The following is a 20,050-nucleotide window of genomic DNA, read 5'->3' as shown; positions in this document are numbered from 1 at the left end:
TTTCAATTGGAGTGTGAATTTGCCATTATAATTATCAAGTTCGCCATAAATCCAATGTTAAACAACAACTAAATAAATTATGGATATACCCGAAAATATCGATAAGGAGCATCTTTTAAAGGCGATTGAAAAAATTAATTTTGAGGGTATTCCTAAACGCGCAGATTCACAGCAATATGATGTAGTTTACAACTCTAAGTTATACCCTCCAAAACTAATTATTTCCTATGCCAATATATTTGCCAATGGATTAGAATTAGATCGAAGATCTTTCGATGGTGGATTAGATACACCTGCATTTAAGATACTAGTGAAAAATGGGTTTATAATTCAAAAAAAAAAATTAGAAACAAAAAAAGAAGTTGATTTTGTTGAAATAATTAAAAAAGCTGGCAGAACAAATGCTACTGCTTTTTTTATGGCAGCCAGGGAGTTGTTAAACAAACTCAATATTAAGCAAGATGATGAAAGAATAACGTATGGCACTTCAGCAAGTAACCAATTTTCTATAACATTAGGGCAACGGCACTGCTTAGTTCTAAAGCTAAACGAAGACTATCCGTGGTATTTTATCGACGGAGCTAAAACTATTCCCGAAAAATATCTAAAAGTCAGCCAATTTCAAGGAAGTCCTGAAGCCTACTACTATAGTTGTAAAAGTTCAGATGACCTGCGAAGCCGTATAAGTGAAATCGGAAAAGCGTCTGAAAAAGAGTTAAGGCGTACTCAATCTTCAGGATTTCGAAAATCAAATAATGAGATTTTTGAAAAAGCAGTATTTGATAAAACGTACAGTGATCAGTTATTTAATAAAGCATTCGAAAGTTTAGGAAATAGTGAATCGGGAATTAAGAATTATAAAAAAGCCTATATCAAATGGCTGGATGCTATTTTTAAGAAGGAAAGCGGAGTAAAGAACTCATATGTCCGAGCGATTGAGTTACTGTCTAAGTTGATTAACTGGAATGTATTTGAAGTTGACGACCTTAATAAGCTAAAATCATTATATGACGACTTATTAAAAGAACAAAAAACAGAGGGAGGTAAATATTATAATGAGGCCGCAAAATCTTATGGAAATAATGGTTTTTACTCCGCTGCAATTAAGACTTACAATGATTTTTTACAGCAGTATTCAACACTGAACACTGATATAATAAATTTGAATTTTATGCTACCATTGAATGAAATATTGTACGGTCCTCCTGGTACAGGTAAAACGTATAAACTGAATGAGTATAAAGAGAAATACTTTACTGACAGGGGTGTTACTAAATCTTCAGAAGAGTTACTTAAAGAAAAAATATCTGCCTATCCATTTTGGAAAATATTTGCTGCTGTTTTGAGCGATTACGATAAACCCATTTTAGTTTCTGACATAATGGCTAACCCTATTGTCAAAGCCAAAATAAGCGATGCTGCAAAAACGCCTCAAAATACAATTTGGAGGATATTACAATCTTATGCTGATCAGGAGTCCTCTCAAATGAGCGAAAAATATAGAGGCCCCTTAGAATTGTTTCATAAAAATGAGAAGAGTGAATGGTCGATAATAGCGGATAAGCAAATAGAAATACCAAACATAATTGACAAAGAGCTATTAGAGATTGCACAAAATCCTTTTATTAGAACAGCTCAAGGCGTAACTATAAAAACCCGATTTAATTTCATAACTTTTCATCAAAAATATAGCTACGAGGATTTCATTGAAGGAATTAAGCCATTATTAAAGGATAATTCAGAGGAAGAAAAGGCCGGTGACTTACAATTTGAATTAAAGAAGGGGATATTTTACAACAGTTGTATTGAAGCATTAAAATTGGTCGGTTACAATTCTTTTGAAGAATGTTACAATGATTCAATTGAAAACCGAATTGCAAAATTTACTGAAGCAAAAGGCAAGCCATCAAAACAGTTTGCATTATTTATCGATGAAATTAATAGAGCAAATATTTCGGCGGTTTTTGGTGAGTTAATCACATTATTGGAAGAGGATAAAAGAATAGGCGGAGAAAATGAAATTTGGTTAGAATTGCCATATTCTAATGAAAAATTTTGTGTTCCGGCAAACCTTTACATCATAGGTACTATGAATACCGCAGACAGATCAATCGCTTTGTTAGACATTGCGCTGAGAAGACGTTTCGAATTTAAGGCTCTATATCCAATTTATATGGAATCTCAGTGGTGGGCGCCGCTACTCGAGGCATTGAACCAAGCTATTTACAGTTGGAAAAAAAATCCTGACTTTTTTATCGGTCACGCCTTTTTTATCAATAAACCAGAAGGGGAAAAGATTGGAATTTTAAATTCAAAAATTATTCCTCTCCTATACGAGTACTGTCAAAGTAATACGGAAGCAGTAAAAAAAATATTATTGGACGCAGGTATTCAAATCAGTCCAACAACTATTAAAGAAAATTATCAAATTATTGCTTTGTGAGGTTATTTGAATGGATGAGTGATTCTTTAAAGCAGCCTCAAAATAAGGTAGCTGGCTTTGTTAGTTATCTATCAACCGTTTGGGAGAATCGAAACCGATTTATAGAGTTGTCAGAAGACATTTCAGAGGAAGAACAACAAGAGCGAAAAATACAGAAACAGCGTTTTTTTGATTTTACTATAGATGGCAAAGTATCTGCAAGAAACTATGTTGGAGTAGTTCAATATGAAGATATTAGGGTAGAAGTTTATCCTAAAATATTTGCACATGATAAAACTGGTGATAGTAAGAAATGGCAAATGAATTTATTCTATTGGCTTACTTATTGTCGTAAAATAAAATTTCCATTTTCGTTTGCAGATGTTTCGAATTTAATTTTTGATGATTTCCTAGAGCTACTGATTTACGTATTTTCAAATTACACTGAGGAAATTATTTCCAGACAACCATTTCAGGCTTATCAAAGTGTAGATGAAGAAACAACATTTCTAAAAGGCCGTTTATCATTTGATAATTATACCAAACATAATCTAACAACAGGTAAATGGCAAAACTTTTTTTGCACTCATGAACCATTTGTTTACGATAACCGTTTTAATCAAATTATTAAATATGTGACACGTAGACTGTCCGCGATTAGCGAAAACTATCGGAATAAAGAGAAGTTGAATGAAATTCTATTTTTACTACACGATGTTTCCGATATACGCTGTTCAGCAGAAGATTGCGAAAAGGTTAAACTAAATCCGTTATATGAAGATCATAAGCATATCCTAGCACTATGTAAGCTGTATTTATCCAATCAGGTCATTGACATGGACTCTGATAACAGTAGAAATTTCTGTTTTCTAGTGCCCATGGAATATGTTTTTGAAGACTTTGTTTTTGGCTTTATAGCTGAAAAGTGGCCCACTTTAAATTTTAAAAGCCAAAGTTCGGATTATTTGGCGTTAAATTACGGTAAACCCGTTTTTCGAATTAGGAATGATATTTACATTGACAACAAAATCATCATTGACACGAAGTATAAATATAGATCTACTAATGATGGGTTGAAGTCCGGAGTAAGTCAGAATGACTTATATCAAATGGTTAGTTATGCAATTAGGAGGAATTGCAAAAATGTTTTATTGCTTTATCCACAAATAGAAACGGCTTTAAATGCATCCGCTTGGTTCGAAATTCCCTCGGCTATGTTGTCGGAGTCAATTGATATTCGAGTTCAAAATCTAGATATAACTTTTGACGACATCCAATTGGCGGATGCTTTAATTAAGGCAAGAGTTGAACATATAGACCCTATATTCAAGCCGGATTAATAAATTGAAGCCTTTGCGAAGTGATCAACTTTTACAGCAGAATTTAAAGAAAGCCTTAATATAAGAAGAAATTAAATCTATAAAATATAAAACAAATGATGTTTTTGCAGCATATCCAGATGCTTATAATTGGTTTCAGGAAAACGCGGATTCAGGAAAAATTGAACTTTACACCAAGCTATTAAAAGTGAGCGATACTGATGCCGAAGACTTTTTTAGCGATCCCGATAGAATTATTGCTTTTTATAAAGCAATAATAGAATCCTATAAACACGAGAATCTTATTCTGGAGTGCCAGAATATCAATTTAGGGTAATTAGTTAATGTATTAGTCTGAATTATACCTTCTTTTACTGACAGTTTAACTAATAGTAAAAATAAAAACCCTTGTAATTTCTTGACTTACAAGGGTAAATTGATGTTTTTAATAGCCCATAGGGAATCTATATTCAATGTTCTAGATTGCCTTATTTTAGTACTTATAATAACAAATTCTTTCGTTGGGCTACTTTAGCCGATGAATGGATGGAAGATTACAACTACAATAGGCCACATGAAGCATTGGGTAGTACAACGCCAAGCTCGTACAGGCAATTAAACAATAAGTAATGGGAAAAAGACACTCTGTAGAAAAAGCAAATTGGTCATCAACAAGAGAAGAATGGTATCAAGAAGAATGCAATAAAATTCTCTTTGAAAAACAATCAAGCATCACTATAAATGATAATGCAGTATATCTGGAATCACCAAATAATACCGAACATCTTTTGCACATAACCAAGCCTAAAACAAAGTGGTATGAAATATGGCTTAAGCTAAAGAATAACTAATAAAGTGAAATGTAATATGTTTATAAACCAAATTTTTAATTTATTTAGTCCATTAAAAAACTGTCTGAAATAAGGGAGGGTTACAACCTGTTTAGATTGCAATTTTGACTAAGTAAATCTTCCCTCAGACATTATATAGAATAAAAACTTTGTTGATTTATATATTATTTTACTTAATTTTATTGACAGTGCCACTGACAGTAAAAACAAAAACGCCTCATAAATAATTAATTTACAAGGCGTTATAAAGAGTCAAGTGATCCCATCAGGATTCGAACCTGAGACCTACTGATTAGAAATCAGTTGCTCTATCCAGCTGAGCTATGGGACCATCTGCGATATTTTCGCGGTGCAAAGATGCAAAAATCTCCTTAAATTGTCAAAACAAATACAATACAGCCAAAACAACTGTATTATAGGCCGTTAAGCCCTAATGTATGGGCAAACTAAAATAAAAGGTTGAGCCTTTACCCATCTGGCTCTCTACCCAAATGCGGCCATCGTGCCGCCTGATGATCTCGGCACAGAGGTATAGGCCTATCCCAAAGCCCGATATTGTTTTGGTATCGTGGTTGTTTACCCGGTAAAAACGGTCAAACAGTTTTTCCTGGTCGTGGGTGTTTATGCCAATGCCTTCGTCTTTTACGCTTACCTGCACGGTATTGCCCAATACCTGGTAATTAACCTCTACCTCTTTCCCCTTTGCCGAGTACTTTACGGCATTGCTTAAAAAATTGTTGATCACCTGCCCTATTTTATCATGGTCGGCATTAATCATCTGCGGACCGCGGGCCAGGTAATAAATATTATGGCTTTGTGTGGTTAAGCTCACCTCCTCAACGGTTTGTTTAATCAGCTCGTTAATATCAAAGGCCTTTTCTTCCAGGTAGATCTGCCCGGCCTCTAAACGCGATACGTTTAAAAACCCGTTGATCATCACCGTCATTTTTTTAATCTGCTTATCAACCTTATCCAGTGCAGTGGTGGTAAAGTTATCTTCGCTATCCCTTGCCTTTGCCATCAGCATTTGCACATAGGCCTTTAACGATGTTAGCGGTGTTTTAAGCTCATGGCTTACCATGGCAATAAAATCATTTTTGCGCTGTTCATCCTGTTTTTGAGCGGTAATATCCAAAACAGCACCTACAAAGCGTACGGGGGTATCCCTGTCATCAAAAAACACTTTACCCTTTGCCCTAACCCACCTTATTTTTTTATCGGCTGCACCAACGGTACGGTACTCAACATCGTATTCGCCTTCGCTTACCGCTTTGTTCATTGATGCCTCAATCACTTTTAAAACGCGTTCACGGTCTTCGGGATGCAGGCCCATCACAAAGTCCCTGTCATAAACCACAGGGTCGTTATGATCAACGCCAAACAGGTGCCGGCAGCGCTCATCCCACTCCAGGTTATTTTTGCGGGTAAGGTCCATATCAAATGTACCCAGGCGGGCGGCATTTACGGCCAAGCGCCCGCGTTCCTGTAGTTGGTGCAGTTCTTCGCGCGCTTCAACCTGCTCTGTAATATTAATAACCGTGGCTAAAATAGCTTCTACATTACCCTCCTTATCAAACAAAGGATCATAACTGAAATTTACGTAATGCCGGGTCATACCACCATCAGGCGAGGCTATATCAACCCCAATTTCATCAATAGCTAAGGGAAGACCACTGGTATAAACCTCCTGCAGCATTTCGGGAAAAGGCTGCCCTATTAATTCAGGAAATGCACGTAACAGGGCTTTGCCAACAACCTGATCAGCCTTGCGGTTCCAGATACTGAGCATATTTTTGTTGGCAATATCAATGATAAGCTCAGGGCCCCGTAAAACGGTCATCCCTATGGGTGCCGTCATCACCATTCGGTTTAAACGGTGCTCGCTTATCTCAATCTGCTTCCTGGAGTTTATTTGCTCGGTTACTTCGCTGGCAACCACCATTATGCTGTGGGTAATGCCGGCAGTATCTTTTAATGGCTGATATACAAAGTTAAAATAGGCTTCTTCCAGCACGCCATCGCGCTCTAAAAATACCTTGGCGGCATTGCCATAAAAAGGTTCGCCGCCGGTATAAACTTTTTCAAGTATCTTTAAAAATGGCTGCCCAAGCAATTCGGGCAGGGCAATATGTAAGGGTTTATTAATTACCGAACGGTTTTTACCCCAAACTTTCAGAATGTTATCATTTGCGGTTTGTATGATAAGATTAGGCCCGGCAAGCACACTTATGGCAACAGGTGCCTGCATTATCATGTTCCTGAAACCCGCTTCGCTTACCGCCAGCTGATCAACAAGCCGTTGAAGATCATTGCCCGATTGCTGCAACTCTTTGTTGGTTGAGATCAGTTCTTCGTTCGATGCTTCTAACTCTTCGTTAATAGCGGCCAACTCCTCAAATAGTTTTTGTTCTTTTTCCTGGCTCTCTTCTAAAGCCATCCGGTTCAGGTTTTGCTGCGTTACATCAACAGCGGTATGTAAAATGCAATAAACGCTGCCATCATCGTTTTTGATGGCGTGGTAAATAAAATCAAAATAAAACTGCTGCAGCTTGCCATTAACCATTAGCTTGGCGGGGGTATCTTTTGCCTGGTAGGTGATACCGGTGTTCCAAACATTTTTTAATATCTCAATAAAAGGCTGATCGCTAAGCTCAGGGATAACATCCAGCATAGGCCGGCCGATAACGCTGCGGTCTTTCCCCCACAAATTGATCATGGCATCATTGGCCGTTTGGATAATGATTTGTTCAGTAGTATAAATAGCAGTCGCGTTGGGCGAAACAGACAAAATTCCGAGTAATTCCCTATCAGAGAAAAGATGTGGTGTATTGGTCATTTACTGATCGGGCGGTTCAAATTATGCTTCCTTAAAAACCAAAGCATACGCGTTTCAAATATAATTATCATTATTTAAACAAAATAACGATTTTTAATTTAGGGAAAAACGCAGACCTGAGTATGCGTAGCCAGGTTAATGAAAAACACCTGTCTGTTTAACATTTTTTGTTTAATATCTTTTTAAAGGCCCTGTTTTTTGCAGCTAAAAAAGGCGTGCAAAAACCATGAAATTAAAAGGATTTATCCTTTACTTAAATAATCAAACTATGCAGACTAATATTTGTTAAATTATACATATTATTGCAAACAATTATAAACCAATTGCTTCATAAAGCAAGTAAATTTATATTTTAAATAAACAGTTAGTTAACATACGGGTGTATTTCTAATCAGATAGAATGCGGTTGCTGTAAGTACTAATTAGCTGCTAAATTGAAACAATATTAATTTAACAAGGTAGATTTTTACTTTTTAAAAATACAAAGTGTTTTTTTTACAATAAGTAAATCATACTTTTATCAGATTTTTTTAAAATAAACTCATTTATGATCATTATTGCTGACGGTGGCTCAACTAAAACAAACTGGTGTCTGGTTACCGAAGAAGGTAAAAAAGTGTATTTTAACACTGAAGGGTACAACCCTTATTTTTCAAGCACCGAGTATATCATCCAGTCGTTAAAGGAAAGTTTACCAACCGACCTTGAGAAGGATGTTATTACCGAAGTAAACTATTACGGCGCAGGATGTTCAACACCCGAGATGCGTAAGATTGTTGAAGATGCAATGAAAGTTGTTTTCAGCAACTCTAAAGTTTACATAGGTCATGATCTGCTTGCCGCTGCCAGGGCGCTATTAGGAAACACAGAAGGTTTTGCTGCCATATTGGGTACAGGAACAAACACCTGTATATATGATGGTAAAGATGTTGTAAACAATATAGATTCAGGAGCCTATATTTTAGGTGATGAAGGTAGCGGTTGCTACATCGGCAAAAAATTGCTGACTGATTATTTACGCGGATACATGCCTGAGCCGGTACGTAAACTTTTTTGGGAAACCTTTAAACTTACACCCGATGATATAAACGAGCAGGTTTACACCCAACCCCGTGCAAACCGTTTTTGTGCAAGCTTCAGCAAGTTTGTTTACGATAATAATGTTCATATAGAATATTCAAGAAACCTGGTACGCACCTCGTTTGAAGACTTTTTCCGTAACCTGGTTACCCACTACCCTGATTATCAGAAATACACTTTTAACTGTATAGGTTCGGTAGGTTACAATTTCCGCAATGTGTTGGAAGAGGTTGTTGCCGAAAACGGAATGGTTGTTGGTAACATCATCCGCTCACCTATAGATAACTTAGTGAAATTCCATTTGGAGCTTTCACCATCACAGATCTAAAATCAGAAAGCTATAAAATTAAAAGAGCCGGAATTGTGTGATCACATTTCCGGCTCTTTTGCTTTATGTCGGTTAAAGCTTTTTAAATCCCGAATCAGGGTTTATCAAGGTTCAGTTCATTATTAAATATCTTGGCATACTTGCGTCTGTCAAACTTATACAGCTTGGCAGCACGGTACGATACCCCTTTTTGCTTTTCGTCAAGTTCCTTCAAAAATCCGTAGCTCAGCATTTTTTTACGAAAGTTCCTTTTATCCATCTTTTTACTCAAAATGGCTTCGTACAATGATTGCAGCTGCGTTAGCGTAAATTTTTCGGGCAGCAGCTCAAAAGCAATAGGCTGATAATTTAAACGGCGGCGGATCTTATTAAAGCCGGTATCAAATATCTCAGAGTGGTCAAATGCCAGCTTGGGCAGTTCATTAACCGGGTGCCAAAAGGCTTTGCGGGCATACTGTGAAACGGGCCTTAACTCCTTTTGCCCGTTTATACGGATCAGCGCATAATAAGCAACCGTTATTACACGGCCCTGCGGGTGCCTGTTTACTTCGCCAAATGTATGAAATTGCTGCATGTGCAGATCGCGCAAGCCGGTAAGCTCATACAGTATACGTTCGGCTGCATCGTCAATACTCTCATCCTGCTCAACAATATAGCCGGGCAGTGCAAGCCAGTCCTTGTAAGGCTCCTGGTTTCTTTCAATGAGCAGTATTTTTAGCTCGCCGGCTTCAAACCCAAATATTACACAGTCGATCGAAAATACCGAATCAAATGTGGGTAGTTTTACTTCCAAACTCTGATAGATTTTAGGTTAATAATTTTATAGTTATATGGTTAAGCGCTAATGTAAAAAAAAATAAATTAAATTTAATGGTGTAAATTTCACACAGTATCTTCGTGGCTACAAATTAGCAGATTAAAAATGCAAAAAATTTCAAAATTAGCTGTTTTAACATCAGGCGGTGATGCCCCGGGAATGAATCCCTGCATCAGGGCCGTTGTACGAACAGCTATATATAATGGCCTAAATGTAGTTGGTATAAGACGAGGTTACCAGGGACTTATCGAAGATGATATGTTTGATATGGAAACCCGCTCTGTTAGTAACATTTTAAATTTAGGCGGTACTATTTTAAAAACAGCACGCTGCCTGCCCTTCCGTACTGACGAGGGAATGGAAATTGCTTATCAGAATTTAAAAAAGCGCGGTGTTGATGCTATAGTAGTTATTGGAGGCGATGGTACCTTTACCGGTGCACTGCGTTTTTCAAAAAAATACCCTGATATATCAGTTTTGGGCGTTCCCGGAACTATTGATAATGACCTTTACGGATCAACCTATACCCTTGGTTTTGATACAGCAACTAATACCGTTGTTGAAGCTATTGATAAGATACGCGATACAGCTGATGCGCACGACCGCCTCTTTTTTATTGAGGTTATGGGCCGCGACTCGGGCGCCATTGCCCTGCGTGCAGGTATATCATGCGGTGCCGAGGCTATTTTACTGCCGGAGAAAGCTACCGCCATTGACGACCTGATTGAGAATTTAAGAAACGGATCGAGCAATAAAAAATCATCGAGCATTGTGATTGTTGCCGAAGGAGATAAAAACGGCGGTGCTTATGATATAGCCAAAAAGGTACAAAAAGAAGTAAAGTTTTACGATGTAAAAGTTACTATATTAGGCCACTTGCAACGTGGGGGCAGCCCATCAGCATTCGATAGGGTGCTGGGCAGCCGTTTGGGTTATGCAGCGGTAAACGCCTTAATAAAAGGCGAATCGCAAATGATGGTTGGGCTCGAAGCCAATCACATTAAATTAACAAGCCTTGAAGAAGCACTTAATCAACACGAGTTTAAACTGGAAGAAGATTTGATGCAGATGGCTGAAATACTTTCTATCTAAATAAATGATTGCAGTTGTATATAGCGGATCAAACTTTGCCGACTGGAGGCTTGCCGATAAGGACAGAACTATAGCCTCTTTTAAAACCAGTGGCATAAATCCCTATTTTAACGATGAAAAACACATTATACAACTGCTAAGCAAAAACATTAACCTTATACACCATGCCGAAGAGATAAAACGTATTTATTTTTTCGGTGCCGGTTCATCATCACCCCAGCTTAAAGCTATTGTTCATAATGCCCTATCCACCTTTTTTAAGTTTGGTAAGGTAAGCGTTGAGCATGATATTGCCGGGGCAGCTATTTCCTGCTGCAAAAACTCGCCGGGTATTGTAAGTATTTGCGGCAGCGGATCAAACGCAGCCTGGTACGATGGTAAAAGAGTAAAACCAAATAACTTTGGGCTTGGCTATATACTGGCAGACGAAGGCTCAGGCAACTGGCTGGGGCGCCAGCTATTAAAGGGATACATGAACGAAACCCTGCCCGAAAACATCAGGAAAAAATTTGTGCAGCGGTATGACCCCGACCGTAAAACCCTGCTCGAAAAAATATACCGGCAAAAACAACCGGCCATATTTTTAAACTCATTTACAGAGTTTTATGTAGATAATAAAGAGGATAATTATATAAAAGGGATAGTTAAAAGCGGGTTTGATAAACTGATTGCCACATATTTATTACCCTTGCATGATGAACATCCCGAAGCTTTGTTGTACTTTGCAGGCTCTATAGCGGCAGGCTTTCAAAACCATTTATATGAAGCCGCGGCCGATGCAAATCTAAAAATTGCAAATATCATAAAAGAACCCATAAACAATTTATTAACTTACTATTCAAGTAAAAATTAAAAATCATGAAAATAGGAATTAACGGTTTCGGCCGTATTGGCCGCCTTGCATTTAGGGCTGCAATTGAAAGATCAGACATTGAAGTTGTTGGTATTAATGATCTTGTTGAGCCTGATTACATGGCTTACATGTTAAAATACGATTCAACTCACGGTCCTTTCAAAGGGACTATTGCTGTTGAAGGTGGTCATTTGGTAGTAAACGGTAAAACTATCCGTGTAACTGCTGAAAAAGACCCATCAAACTTAAAATGGGGCGAAATAGGTGCTGAAGTTATTATTGAATCAACTGGCTTATTCTTAACTCAGGAATCTGCTCAAAAACATATTGATGCCGGCGCTAAAAAAGTGGTAATGAGCGCACCAGCTAAGGATGATACCCCTACTTTTGTAATGGGTGTTAATCACAAAAAATTAACTGCTGAGCATACCATCGTATCAAACGCATCATGTACTACCAACTGCCTTGCTCCTATAGCTAAGGTATTGAATGATAGCTTTGGTATTGAAGAAGGCTTAATGAGCACAGTACACGCTGTTACAGCTACTCAAAAAACAGTTGACAGCCCATCAGCTAAAGACTGGAGAGGTGGCCGTGGTGCTTACCAAAACATCATCCCTTCATCAACAGGTGCTGCCAAGGCGGTAACTTTGGTTATCCCTGAGCTTAAGGGTAAATTAACAGGGATGTCATTCCGCGTTCCGGTTGCTGACGTTTCTGTAGTTGATTTAACTGTTCGACTTAAGAAAGGTGCTACTTACGAAGAGATCAAAGCTGCAATGAAAACAGCATCAGAAGGCGACCTTAAAGGAATTTTAGGTTATACTGAAGATGACGTAGTATCTGAAGATTTTAAAGGTGATGCACGCACATCAATTTTTGATGCTAAAGCGGGTATTGCTTTGAATGATAACTTTGTAAAAGTTGTATCATGGTACGATAACGAGTGGGGTTACTCAAACAAACTGATTGACCTTGTACAGGAATTAGCTAAGGTTTAATTTTAAACTTAGCATCCTATTATATGAAGCCGGCTCATAAAGCCGGCTTTTTTTATACTTATGTTTTAATTTAAACGTTAAAACAAATTAGGCCTGTCTTAATTTATTAAGTATGATATTATTTGCTTTCGCAGGAAATATGGATGTTGGGCAATTCTCCAAAACTGTTCCATCCGCAAAAAAAATAAGTGTGGCCAAGCTGCCGGGATACAAGTTCGTGTTTAATAAAACGGCAGAGGATGGATCATCAAAAGCTAATATTGCTTTATCAGATGACCCTACCGATATGGTATGGGGAGTGCTGATCCAGATCAATGATGACGAAAAGGCTAATTTTTACAACGAAGAAACCTTTAGTATTGATTTCAGGCTGCATTCTGTTAGCTGCCTGGATGTTAATGACGAAATTCATCATGCCGAAGCTTTTGTTGCACAGCCGCATGCCGTTAACCTGCACCTTTTACCTTACGACTGGTATCATCAAAAGGTAATACAATTAGCCAAAAATGCCGGCTTGCCCGATGCTTACATCAAAACAATAGCGCAAATGAATTTTAAGGTTGACCCCGAAAATGAGCGGCGTTTAAAACGGTTGAAACAATTAAAAAAGGATAACGCCGGATAAGCCCCTTTTGCATTTGTTAAAAACCGACGCTGTTTAGGCAATCAATTGTTAAAACAATATTAATTACTGCACCCCTTGTTTTATATTTTTATAAAACAATACAGCTGTTTTGAAAAAAAATATAAAACTTTTATTTGTTGCCCTGCTGCTAAGTGCATCGTGCTTTGCCCAGCAGGCATTTGTTAAGGTTAAGGGTACACACTTTACCATAAATGGTAAGCCTTACCGCTATATAGGCGCTAACTATTGGTACGGCGGCCTGTTAGCCACCAATGGCGATAAAGGCAAACAAAGGCTTAAAACCGAGCTTGATTTTTTAAAGCAGCATGGCGTTACCAACCTGCGCGTTATGGTGGGCGCCGAAGGACTTACCACCTACCCTTACAGAACACCGAGCGAAAAGTCCATGCAGCCGCAACCCGGTCAGTTTGACGAGCATATTATGGCCGGGCTTGATTACCTGCTTAACGAACTAAGCAAACGCAACATGAAAGCCGTACTGCACTTTACCAATACCTGGGACTGGAGCGGCGGCCTGGGCCAGTACTTACAATGGAACGGCTTTGGGGAGCAACCCTTTTCAAAGTACGGCGGTTACACCTGGGATAAGAACCAGCACTACGTAAGCCAGTTTTATACCTGCCAAAAATGTATGGATGAGTTAGACACCTATATTAAATATGTTTTGCACCGTACAAACAGCATCAACGGTAAAAAATACACTAATGATGATGCTGTTATGGCCTGGGAGATCATCAATGAGCCGCGGCCAATGGAACAGGCTGCCGTACCCGCTTTTGAAGCCTGGATGCAGCATGTATCGGCCCTGGTAAAATCAATTGATAAAAACCATTTACTAACTACAGGCAGCGAAGGCCAGATAGCTTCATTTTATAATATGAGCATATTTAAAACCATCCATGCCGATAAAAATATTGATTACCTTACCATACATACCTGGCCAAAAAACTGGGGCTGGTTTAAAGATACGGCCATAGCAGTTAGCTACAATACCATTATTGATAGTGCAGGCGCTTACTTTAACCGCCATTTAAAAGTGGCACAGCAACTTAATAAACCCTTGGTGATTGAAGAGTTTGGCCTGCCGCGGGATATGCACTCCTACAGTATTAACGCACCAACCTTTAACCGCGACAAGTTTTACCATTTTGTTTTTAATACAGTGATGAAAAACCCTGGTATAGCAGGCTGTAACTTTTGGGCATTCGGAGGTATTGCAAGACCTAAATCAGGGCAGGTTTTCTGGAAAAATGGCGATGAATTTATGGGCGACCCGGGTGGCGAAGAACAAGGACTAAATTCTGTATTTGATTCGGACAGCAGTACCTGGAAATTAATAGACAGCTATACGCACAAAATCAAATAAAGGATCAGCTTACATCAGTTCCCTATCCTTTTTTTCGTGGTAAGTTTTGTATGCCAGGTAATAAAAGGAAAACGATATAACTAAGTTAAGCGCGATGCGGCTATAGTTTAAAACCGGATAGGTTGTAATTGACTGATAAATTACCAGGCCAAGCGCCAGTGTTGCAGCAATTAAATAAAGTACGAGGTATTTGGGGTTCATGGTTTAATAATAATGGTTCAGTAACAACCAAAACACTTCCTTAATGTTCTGTAAAAACAAAGGAAAGTAAATATTACACCATCTCCAATAAGGTTATTGATTAAAATAAAGCTTTATAAACTTATTTTTAAATGAGATCAGGAATAAATGGCTATATACTTACCCTGCTGCTTTCGTTATCCTCGGCCGGATACGTTTTGTAAGCAAGATAAAAGAAAACCATATCAGGTAATGAGATCAGCAAAATACTAAGCGGATTAATATCAGCGTAGGTATCTACCAATTCGTAAGCTAAAAATGCTAAGCCAATAAAGCCTAAAAACAGATAGAGGTTTCTAAATTTGGGATTCATGTTGTTAAATTGAACATTATTAAACGGCATACTACTTCTACGGTATTGAATAACAAAAGGTTCTGAAAACAAAAAAATCGCCCCGTAATAGTTTGAGGCGATTTTTTTTATTTATATCGTAGTTTATTTTAACTCGTATTTAGGAGGTACGTTTTTGCCCTTTTTAAATACAGCAGCACCTAAAGGTGGTACCGTAATATTGATGGAGTTTTCGCGCCCGTGCCAGTTTACCGTTTCGCTGCTCAATGGTTTGGCATTTGCTATGCCGCTGCCCCAAAAGGCTGAAGCATCTGAGTTAAAGATCTCTGTCCATTTACCTTTTGATGGTACGCCTACGCGGTAATTATAATGCGGATTTGGCGTCATGTTTAAAACAACTATCAAATCGTTTTCGGCATCGTGCCCTTTGCGGTTATATACCAGGATGGAATCATTTGCGTTACCGCCATCAACCCATTCAAAGCTGGTACCGTCAAAGCCTTTTTCGTAAAGTGCCGGTTCATCGCGATATAATTTATTAAGTGCTTTAACCACCTCTTTAATACCCTGGTGATTGGGATATTCAAGCACATGCCAATCTAACGAGTTTTGGAAATTCCACTCATTACCCTGGCCAAACTCGGCACCCATAAACAATAGCTTAGTACCCGGGTGGGTAAACATATAGCTGTATAATAGCCTTAAATTGGCAAACTGCTGCCATTCATCGCCAGGCATTTTGCGTAACATTGAACCTTTGCCATATACCACTTCATCGTGCGAGAAAGGCAGCATAAAGTTTTCTGTAAAGGCATATATCAAACTAAAGGTGATCTGGTTGTGGCGATACTTACGGAACAACGGATCAGTTGAAAAATACTTGATGGAATCGTGCATCCAGCCCATCATCCACTTCATCCCGAAGCCTAAGCCACCGGTATATACCGGGCGGCTAACACCTGTAAACGAAGTTGATTCTTCGGCAATGGTTTGCACATCAGGAAAATGGCTGTAAACAGCTTCATTAAATTCTTTCAGGAATGATATGGCCTCTAAATTTTCGTTACCGCCATACATATTAGTTTCCCACTCGCCGTGGTTACGCGAATAATCAAGGTACAGCATTGAAGCTACCGCATCCACACGCAGGCCATCGGCATGGTACCTTTCTAACCAAAAAATAGCATTACTGATTAAAAATGAACGGATCTCGTTGCGGCCGTAATTGAATATGTACGATTTCCAATCCGGGTGAAACCCTTTACGGGGATCGGCATGCTCATATAAATGTGTACCATCAAACTTATACAAAGCGTGTGCATCACCGGGGAAGTGCGAAGGCACCCAATCCAGTATTACACCTATGCCTGCCTTGTGCAGTTCTTCAATCAGGTACATCAGTTGCTGCGGTGTTCCGTATCGTGACGATGCTGCAAAAAATCCGGTTATCTGGTAGCCCCAGCTTGGGTAATAAGGATGCTCCATAATAGGCATAAACTCTACATGTGTAAAGCCCATTTCCTGTATGTATGGCACTAATTTACCGGCAAGCTGATCGTATGTTAAAAATTCATCGGGGCTTTCGGGGCTGCGTGCCCATGAGCCCAGGTGCATTTCATAAACTGAGTAGGGCCTGTTTAAGCCATTATGGCCATAACGGGTTGCCATCCAGTCGTTATCTTTCCACTCATAATAAGTATCGGCAACTATTGATGCCGTAAGCGGGGCAACTTCCCAGCGCAGGGCAAAAGGATCACTTTTTTCCAGGTCTTCGCCGGTTGATGATTTGATATAATATTTATAGGTTTCGCCATTACCAATATTAGGAATAAACCCCTCCCAGATACCTGAACCATCCCAGCGGACAAATAACGAATGGCTTTCGCGGTTCCAGCCGTTAAAATTAGCTATAAGCGCAACATGCTGTGCATTTGGTGCCCATACTGCAAAATAAGTACCCACAACACCATTAAACTCAATAACGTGCGAACCAAATTTTTCATAAAGCTTATAATGCTTACCCGATTTAAACAACGCTATATCAAAATCTGTAAAGCGGCTGTAAGGTTCAACAGCCCGTAGTTCAGTAATAACAGTTTCCGCCTTTTTAGCTTTAACTACTTTTGGCTTACTGGCTGCAGGCTCCTTATCAACAGGTGCTGCTTTAGGCTTAGCTGCTTTTTTTACCGGGGTAGCTTTGGCCTCGGTTATTGCAGGTTCGGGTTTACTGATTTTTTTTGCCATAGTATGGATAGACCCCGATTAAGGGTTAGTTAGATTAATTGAATTAGCCGTAGCGACTGGGTTTATAACAATCAAATATATCAATATTGTTTTGCCTTTATTTCGAAAGTATTGAAAGTGAGGAATAAAAAGAAAAGAGGCTATAAACAGCAATTATTATGGCATGCTCATAACCTCTTTAAAACTATAGCTATTTAACAATTTCTATCTGTTTAAAATTCTTGGTGAATTTAAACTCAACACATTTATCGTCGTCAATACTGAACGGAACGTCTTTACCATCGGCTAATATTTTAGTTGGCGCAAAAGGCAGGCCAATAACATTAAAATGATAGCTTTCATACCGCGGAGTATAAAGCCCTTCCATTGATTGCTGAATGGTTAGCAGCGAAGCCTTACCATTTACCACAAATTTCTTTTCGAGATAAATATCCTGCTCGTAGGCAAAGGTTTCGCCATAATCTTCAAACAGGAAAGAGTTAACCTCGTAATCGCTGTAATAAATATTCAGCTTTACTTCTTCAATTTCTTTTTCGCCAACGTATTGCATTACCGGGTATTCCGGGATAACCGAACCGGCTTTTATAAATACGGGGATAATATCCAAAGGTGCCTCAACATCAACTTCTTTACCACCTTCAACCAATTCAAAGTTCCAGAAGTTGTACCAGTTACCCTTAGGCAGATAAACCATTCTGCTGGTTTGACCCGGACCAAGTATTGGGCAGATCAATATTTTATCGCCGTAAGTAAACTCATCCTGGCGGAAATGATTGCTTATTTCTTCCTGCTCCTGCATTACTACCGGCCTTAATATAGGGAAACCATAACGGTGATGCTCCCAAAAGGTAGAGTATAAATATGGCAGCAAACGGTAGCGTAAATTTATAAACTTACGGTTTATAGCTGTAAATGGCTCGCCGAAGCTCCAGGGCTCGCGCTCTTTGGTATCGCCGGCAGAATGTGCACGCATAAATGGCGAGAAGGTACCCATCTGGATCCAGCGGGTAAACAGTTCGCCGTCAGGTTCGCCGCTAAAGCCGCCAATATCTGTTCCGCAAAATGAGATCCCGGATACTGACAGGCGCTGGCACTGGATATTACCTAATTTAAGGTGTTCCCATGATGCCACGTTATCTCCCGTCCATACAGACGAATAACGCTGTACGCCTGAGTAACCTGCCCTTGTGATGGTAAAGGGGCGTTTGTTTTTCATTAATTTACGCAGGCCCTCGTACGTTGAACGTACCATTTGCATACCGTAAATGTTATGTGCCTTGCGGTGGGACCCGCGGAAACCATCGTACTGGTGCCTTACATCATCAGGGAATGTACCCGCTCCAAATACGGCTGGCTCATTCATATCGTTCCAAACACCGGCAACGCCTAACTGTACCAGCTCATCAAATAACCCACCCCACCAGGTACGTACCTCGGGATTGGTAAAATCAGGGAACTGGCAGCGGCCCGGCCATACGTGGCCCTCCATAAAGTAGTCGTCACTGCGGCGGCAAAAGTAGCGGTTCTCTTTACCCTCTTTAAAAACAGAATAATTATCATCCACACGGATACCCGGGTCAATAATCACCACTGTTTTAAACCCGTCAGCAGCTAAATCCTTGATCATTTTTTTAGGATCAGGGAAGTATTTACGGTTCCAGGTAAAGCAGCGGTAGCCATCCATATAATCAATATCCAGATAGATACCGTCGCATGGGATTTTATTTTCGCGGAAACCGTTGGCTATTTTTTTAACTTTTGCTTCGGGATAATAGCTCCAGCGGCATTGGTGGTATCCAAGTGCCCACAGTGGCGGCATTGGATGCGTACCGGTTAACAAATGGTAGCTTTTTACCACATCCATCATGTGTGGGCCGTGGATATAATAGTATTGAAGTTCGCCGCCATCAGCCCAGAAACTGGTTTTTGTGGGATCTTCGGCACCAAAATCAAATTGTGCCTTAAATGTATTATCAAAGAAAATACCGTGCGCAATGCCCTCACTAACACTAATGTAAAAAGGGATGCTGCGGTAAAGCGGATCCTGGTTCCAGGCAAATGAGTAGGCATCGGTATTCCAGTTCTTTAACCTTTTACCGCGCAGGTTAAGCTCGGTAGGTTTATCGCCCAGGCCAAAAAAGCTTTCTTCGTTAGCGCAGGTTTTGGTACAAAAAACATAGTACCCGCCAAATTTAACATTCTCTTCCCAGTGCATTGGTACTGCATCTGAACTGGTAATGTGATCCTGGCTATCAGAAAATGATATAAAGAAATCCTTTTTACGGATATGGCAGTTTACAACACTGGTTGATACTTTAAACTCGTTCTCATCTTCAAATAAAGTAAAAAAGATGGCTTTCTGTTCAAGCTTTGGTACCGCATACGAAAAATCTTCTAAGAAAACACCGTGGGGGGCTAACCTTACGCGGATGATCTGATCGGTAACAACAACTATCTCCACTTTGGCATCGCCATCTGTAAAGTAGAATTTATTCCCCACCTGATCTGCGTGATTTGGCACGCCAAGATATTTCTTTATGATGGGTTTTATACCCTCGGCGGGGTTATTGAGGTGATGAAATTCTTCTTCTTCCTCTTCAATTGATTTTTTAGCTAATAGCTCCTGGTTCTGTATGTTTTCTTCCATCAAAAATATAAGTCAC

The 20,050-nt window shown here is 39.3% G+C and carries 16 protein-coding genes and 1 tRNA gene; 10 read left to right on the top strand and 7 right to left on the bottom strand.

All coding sequences use genetic code 11. The features are described 5' to 3' along the window. Positions 1 to 79: 79 nt before the first annotated feature. The 4 genes from ACQY4U_RS16535 to ACQY4U_RS16520 all read left to right on the top strand — a co-directional run bounded on the left by ACQY4U_RS16535 (position 80) and on the right by ACQY4U_RS16520 (position 4,592). Positions 80 to 2,443: an McrB family protein gene (locus ACQY4U_RS16535; RefSeq protein ID WP_428330554.1), complete on the top strand. Its 2,364-nt coding sequence runs from the start codon at positions 80 to 82 to the stop codon at positions 2,441 to 2,443. A gap of 14 nt (positions 2,444 to 2,457) precedes the next feature. After that, positions 2,458 to 3,762, top strand: a complete 1,305-nt coding sequence (locus tag ACQY4U_RS16530) for an McrC family protein (RefSeq protein WP_428330553.1) — start codon at positions 2,458 to 2,460, stop codon at positions 3,760 to 3,762. Between the two features lie 462 nt (positions 3,763 to 4,224). Further along, positions 4,225 to 4,371, top strand: a complete 147-nt coding sequence (locus ACQY4U_RS16525) for an integrase core domain-containing protein (protein WP_428330552.1) — start codon at positions 4,225 to 4,227, stop codon at positions 4,369 to 4,371. Beyond that, a complete protein-coding gene (locus tag ACQY4U_RS16520) occupies positions 4,371 to 4,592 on the top strand; it encodes a hypothetical protein (RefSeq protein ID WP_428330551.1) in 222 nt (73 codons plus the stop codon). Before ACQY4U_RS16525 ends, ACQY4U_RS16520 begins: the two co-directional genes overlap by 1 nt. A 257-nt stretch (positions 4,593 to 4,849) precedes the next feature. On the opposite strand, the gene ACQY4U_RS16515 is transcribed toward ACQY4U_RS16520, so the two are convergent. Both ACQY4U_RS16515 and ACQY4U_RS16510 read right to left on the bottom strand, forming a co-directional pair. Then, positions 4,850 to 4,923: transfer RNA gene (locus ACQY4U_RS16515), tRNA-Arg, on the bottom strand. Between the two features lie 99 nt (positions 4,924 to 5,022). Then, the gene (locus ACQY4U_RS16510; RefSeq protein WP_428330550.1) at positions 5,023 to 7,428 is read right to left on the bottom strand and encodes an ATP-binding protein; all 2,406 of its coding nucleotides are present in this window, start codon (positions 7,426 to 7,428) and stop codon (positions 5,023 to 5,025) included. A gap of 547 nt (positions 7,429 to 7,975) precedes the next feature. Between ACQY4U_RS16510 and ACQY4U_RS16505 the strand changes: the two genes are divergently transcribed. Then, the gene (locus ACQY4U_RS16505) at positions 7,976 to 8,836 is read left to right on the top strand and encodes an N-acetylglucosamine kinase (protein ID WP_428330549.1); all 861 of its coding nucleotides are present in this window, start codon (positions 7,976 to 7,978) and stop codon (positions 8,834 to 8,836) included. A 94-nt stretch (positions 8,837 to 8,930) separates the two neighbouring features. On the opposite strand, the gene ACQY4U_RS16500 is transcribed toward ACQY4U_RS16505, so the two are convergent. Continuing rightward, positions 8,931 to 9,629 (bottom strand): NUDIX hydrolase, encoded by a 699-nt coding sequence (locus tag ACQY4U_RS16500; RefSeq protein WP_428330548.1) that lies wholly within the window; start codon positions 9,627 to 9,629, stop codon positions 8,931 to 8,933. A 129-nt stretch (positions 9,630 to 9,758) separates the two neighbouring features. Between ACQY4U_RS16500 and pfkA the strand changes: the two genes are divergently transcribed. The 5 genes from pfkA to ACQY4U_RS16475 all read left to right on the top strand — a co-directional run bounded on the left by pfkA (position 9,759) and on the right by ACQY4U_RS16475 (position 14,611). Then, positions 9,759 to 10,745 (top strand): 6-phosphofructokinase, encoded by a 987-nt coding sequence (pfkA, locus tag ACQY4U_RS16495; RefSeq protein ID WP_428330547.1) that lies wholly within the window; start codon positions 9,759 to 9,761, stop codon positions 10,743 to 10,745. Positions 10,746 to 10,749: 4 nt separating this feature from the next. Then, positions 10,750 to 11,598 carry a hypothetical protein gene (locus tag ACQY4U_RS16490; RefSeq protein ID WP_428330546.1) on the top strand — a complete coding sequence of 283 codons (849 nt, stop codon included), beginning with the start codon at positions 10,750 to 10,752 and terminating at the stop codon, positions 11,596 to 11,598. Between the two features lie 5 nt (positions 11,599 to 11,603). After that, complete coding sequence (gene gap / locus ACQY4U_RS16485) at positions 11,604 to 12,599, top strand: type I glyceraldehyde-3-phosphate dehydrogenase (RefSeq protein ID WP_428330545.1); 996 nt, start codon at positions 11,604 to 11,606, stop codon at positions 12,597 to 12,599. A 112-nt stretch (positions 12,600 to 12,711) separates the two neighbouring features. Further along, the gene (locus tag ACQY4U_RS16480) at positions 12,712 to 13,224 is read left to right on the top strand and encodes a gamma-glutamylcyclotransferase family protein (RefSeq protein WP_428330544.1); all 513 of its coding nucleotides are present in this window, start codon (positions 12,712 to 12,714) and stop codon (positions 13,222 to 13,224) included. Positions 13,225 to 13,573: 349 nt separating this feature from the next. After that, a complete protein-coding gene (locus tag ACQY4U_RS16475; RefSeq protein WP_428330543.1) occupies positions 13,574 to 14,611 on the top strand; it encodes a glycoside hydrolase 5 family protein in 1,038 nt (345 codons plus the stop codon). Positions 14,612 to 14,620: 9 nt separating this feature from the next. On the opposite strand, the gene ACQY4U_RS16470 is transcribed toward ACQY4U_RS16475, so the two are convergent. The 4 genes from ACQY4U_RS16470 to ACQY4U_RS16455 form a co-directional block, all read right to left on the bottom strand. Beyond that, on the bottom strand, positions 14,621 to 14,812 hold the full coding sequence (locus ACQY4U_RS16470; RefSeq protein ID WP_428330542.1) for a hypothetical protein: 192 nt from the start codon (positions 14,810 to 14,812) through the stop codon (positions 14,621 to 14,623). A gap of 151 nt (positions 14,813 to 14,963) precedes the next feature. After that, the gene (locus ACQY4U_RS16465) at positions 14,964 to 15,164 is read right to left on the bottom strand and encodes a hypothetical protein (RefSeq protein WP_428330541.1); all 201 of its coding nucleotides are present in this window, start codon (positions 15,162 to 15,164) and stop codon (positions 14,964 to 14,966) included. 123 nt (positions 15,165 to 15,287) lie between these two features. Next, complete coding sequence (gene glgB / locus ACQY4U_RS16460) at positions 15,288 to 17,387, bottom strand: 1,4-alpha-glucan branching protein GlgB (protein ID WP_428330540.1); 2,100 nt, start codon at positions 17,385 to 17,387, stop codon at positions 15,288 to 15,290. 190 nt (positions 17,388 to 17,577) lie between these two features. Next, on the bottom strand, positions 17,578 to 20,034 hold the full coding sequence (locus tag ACQY4U_RS16455; RefSeq protein ID WP_428330539.1) for a glycoside hydrolase family 31 protein: 2,457 nt from the start codon (positions 20,032 to 20,034) through the stop codon (positions 17,578 to 17,580). Between the last annotated feature and the right edge of the window lie 16 nt (positions 20,035 to 20,050).

Source organism: Mucilaginibacter sp. (genome assembly GCF_965277465.1).
Taxonomy (GTDB): Bacteria; Bacteroidota; Bacteroidia; order Sphingobacteriales; family Sphingobacteriaceae; genus Mucilaginibacter.
The sequence above is the reverse complement of the archived record's forward strand: the minus strand, read 5'-3'. Positions and strand labels throughout refer to the sequence as shown.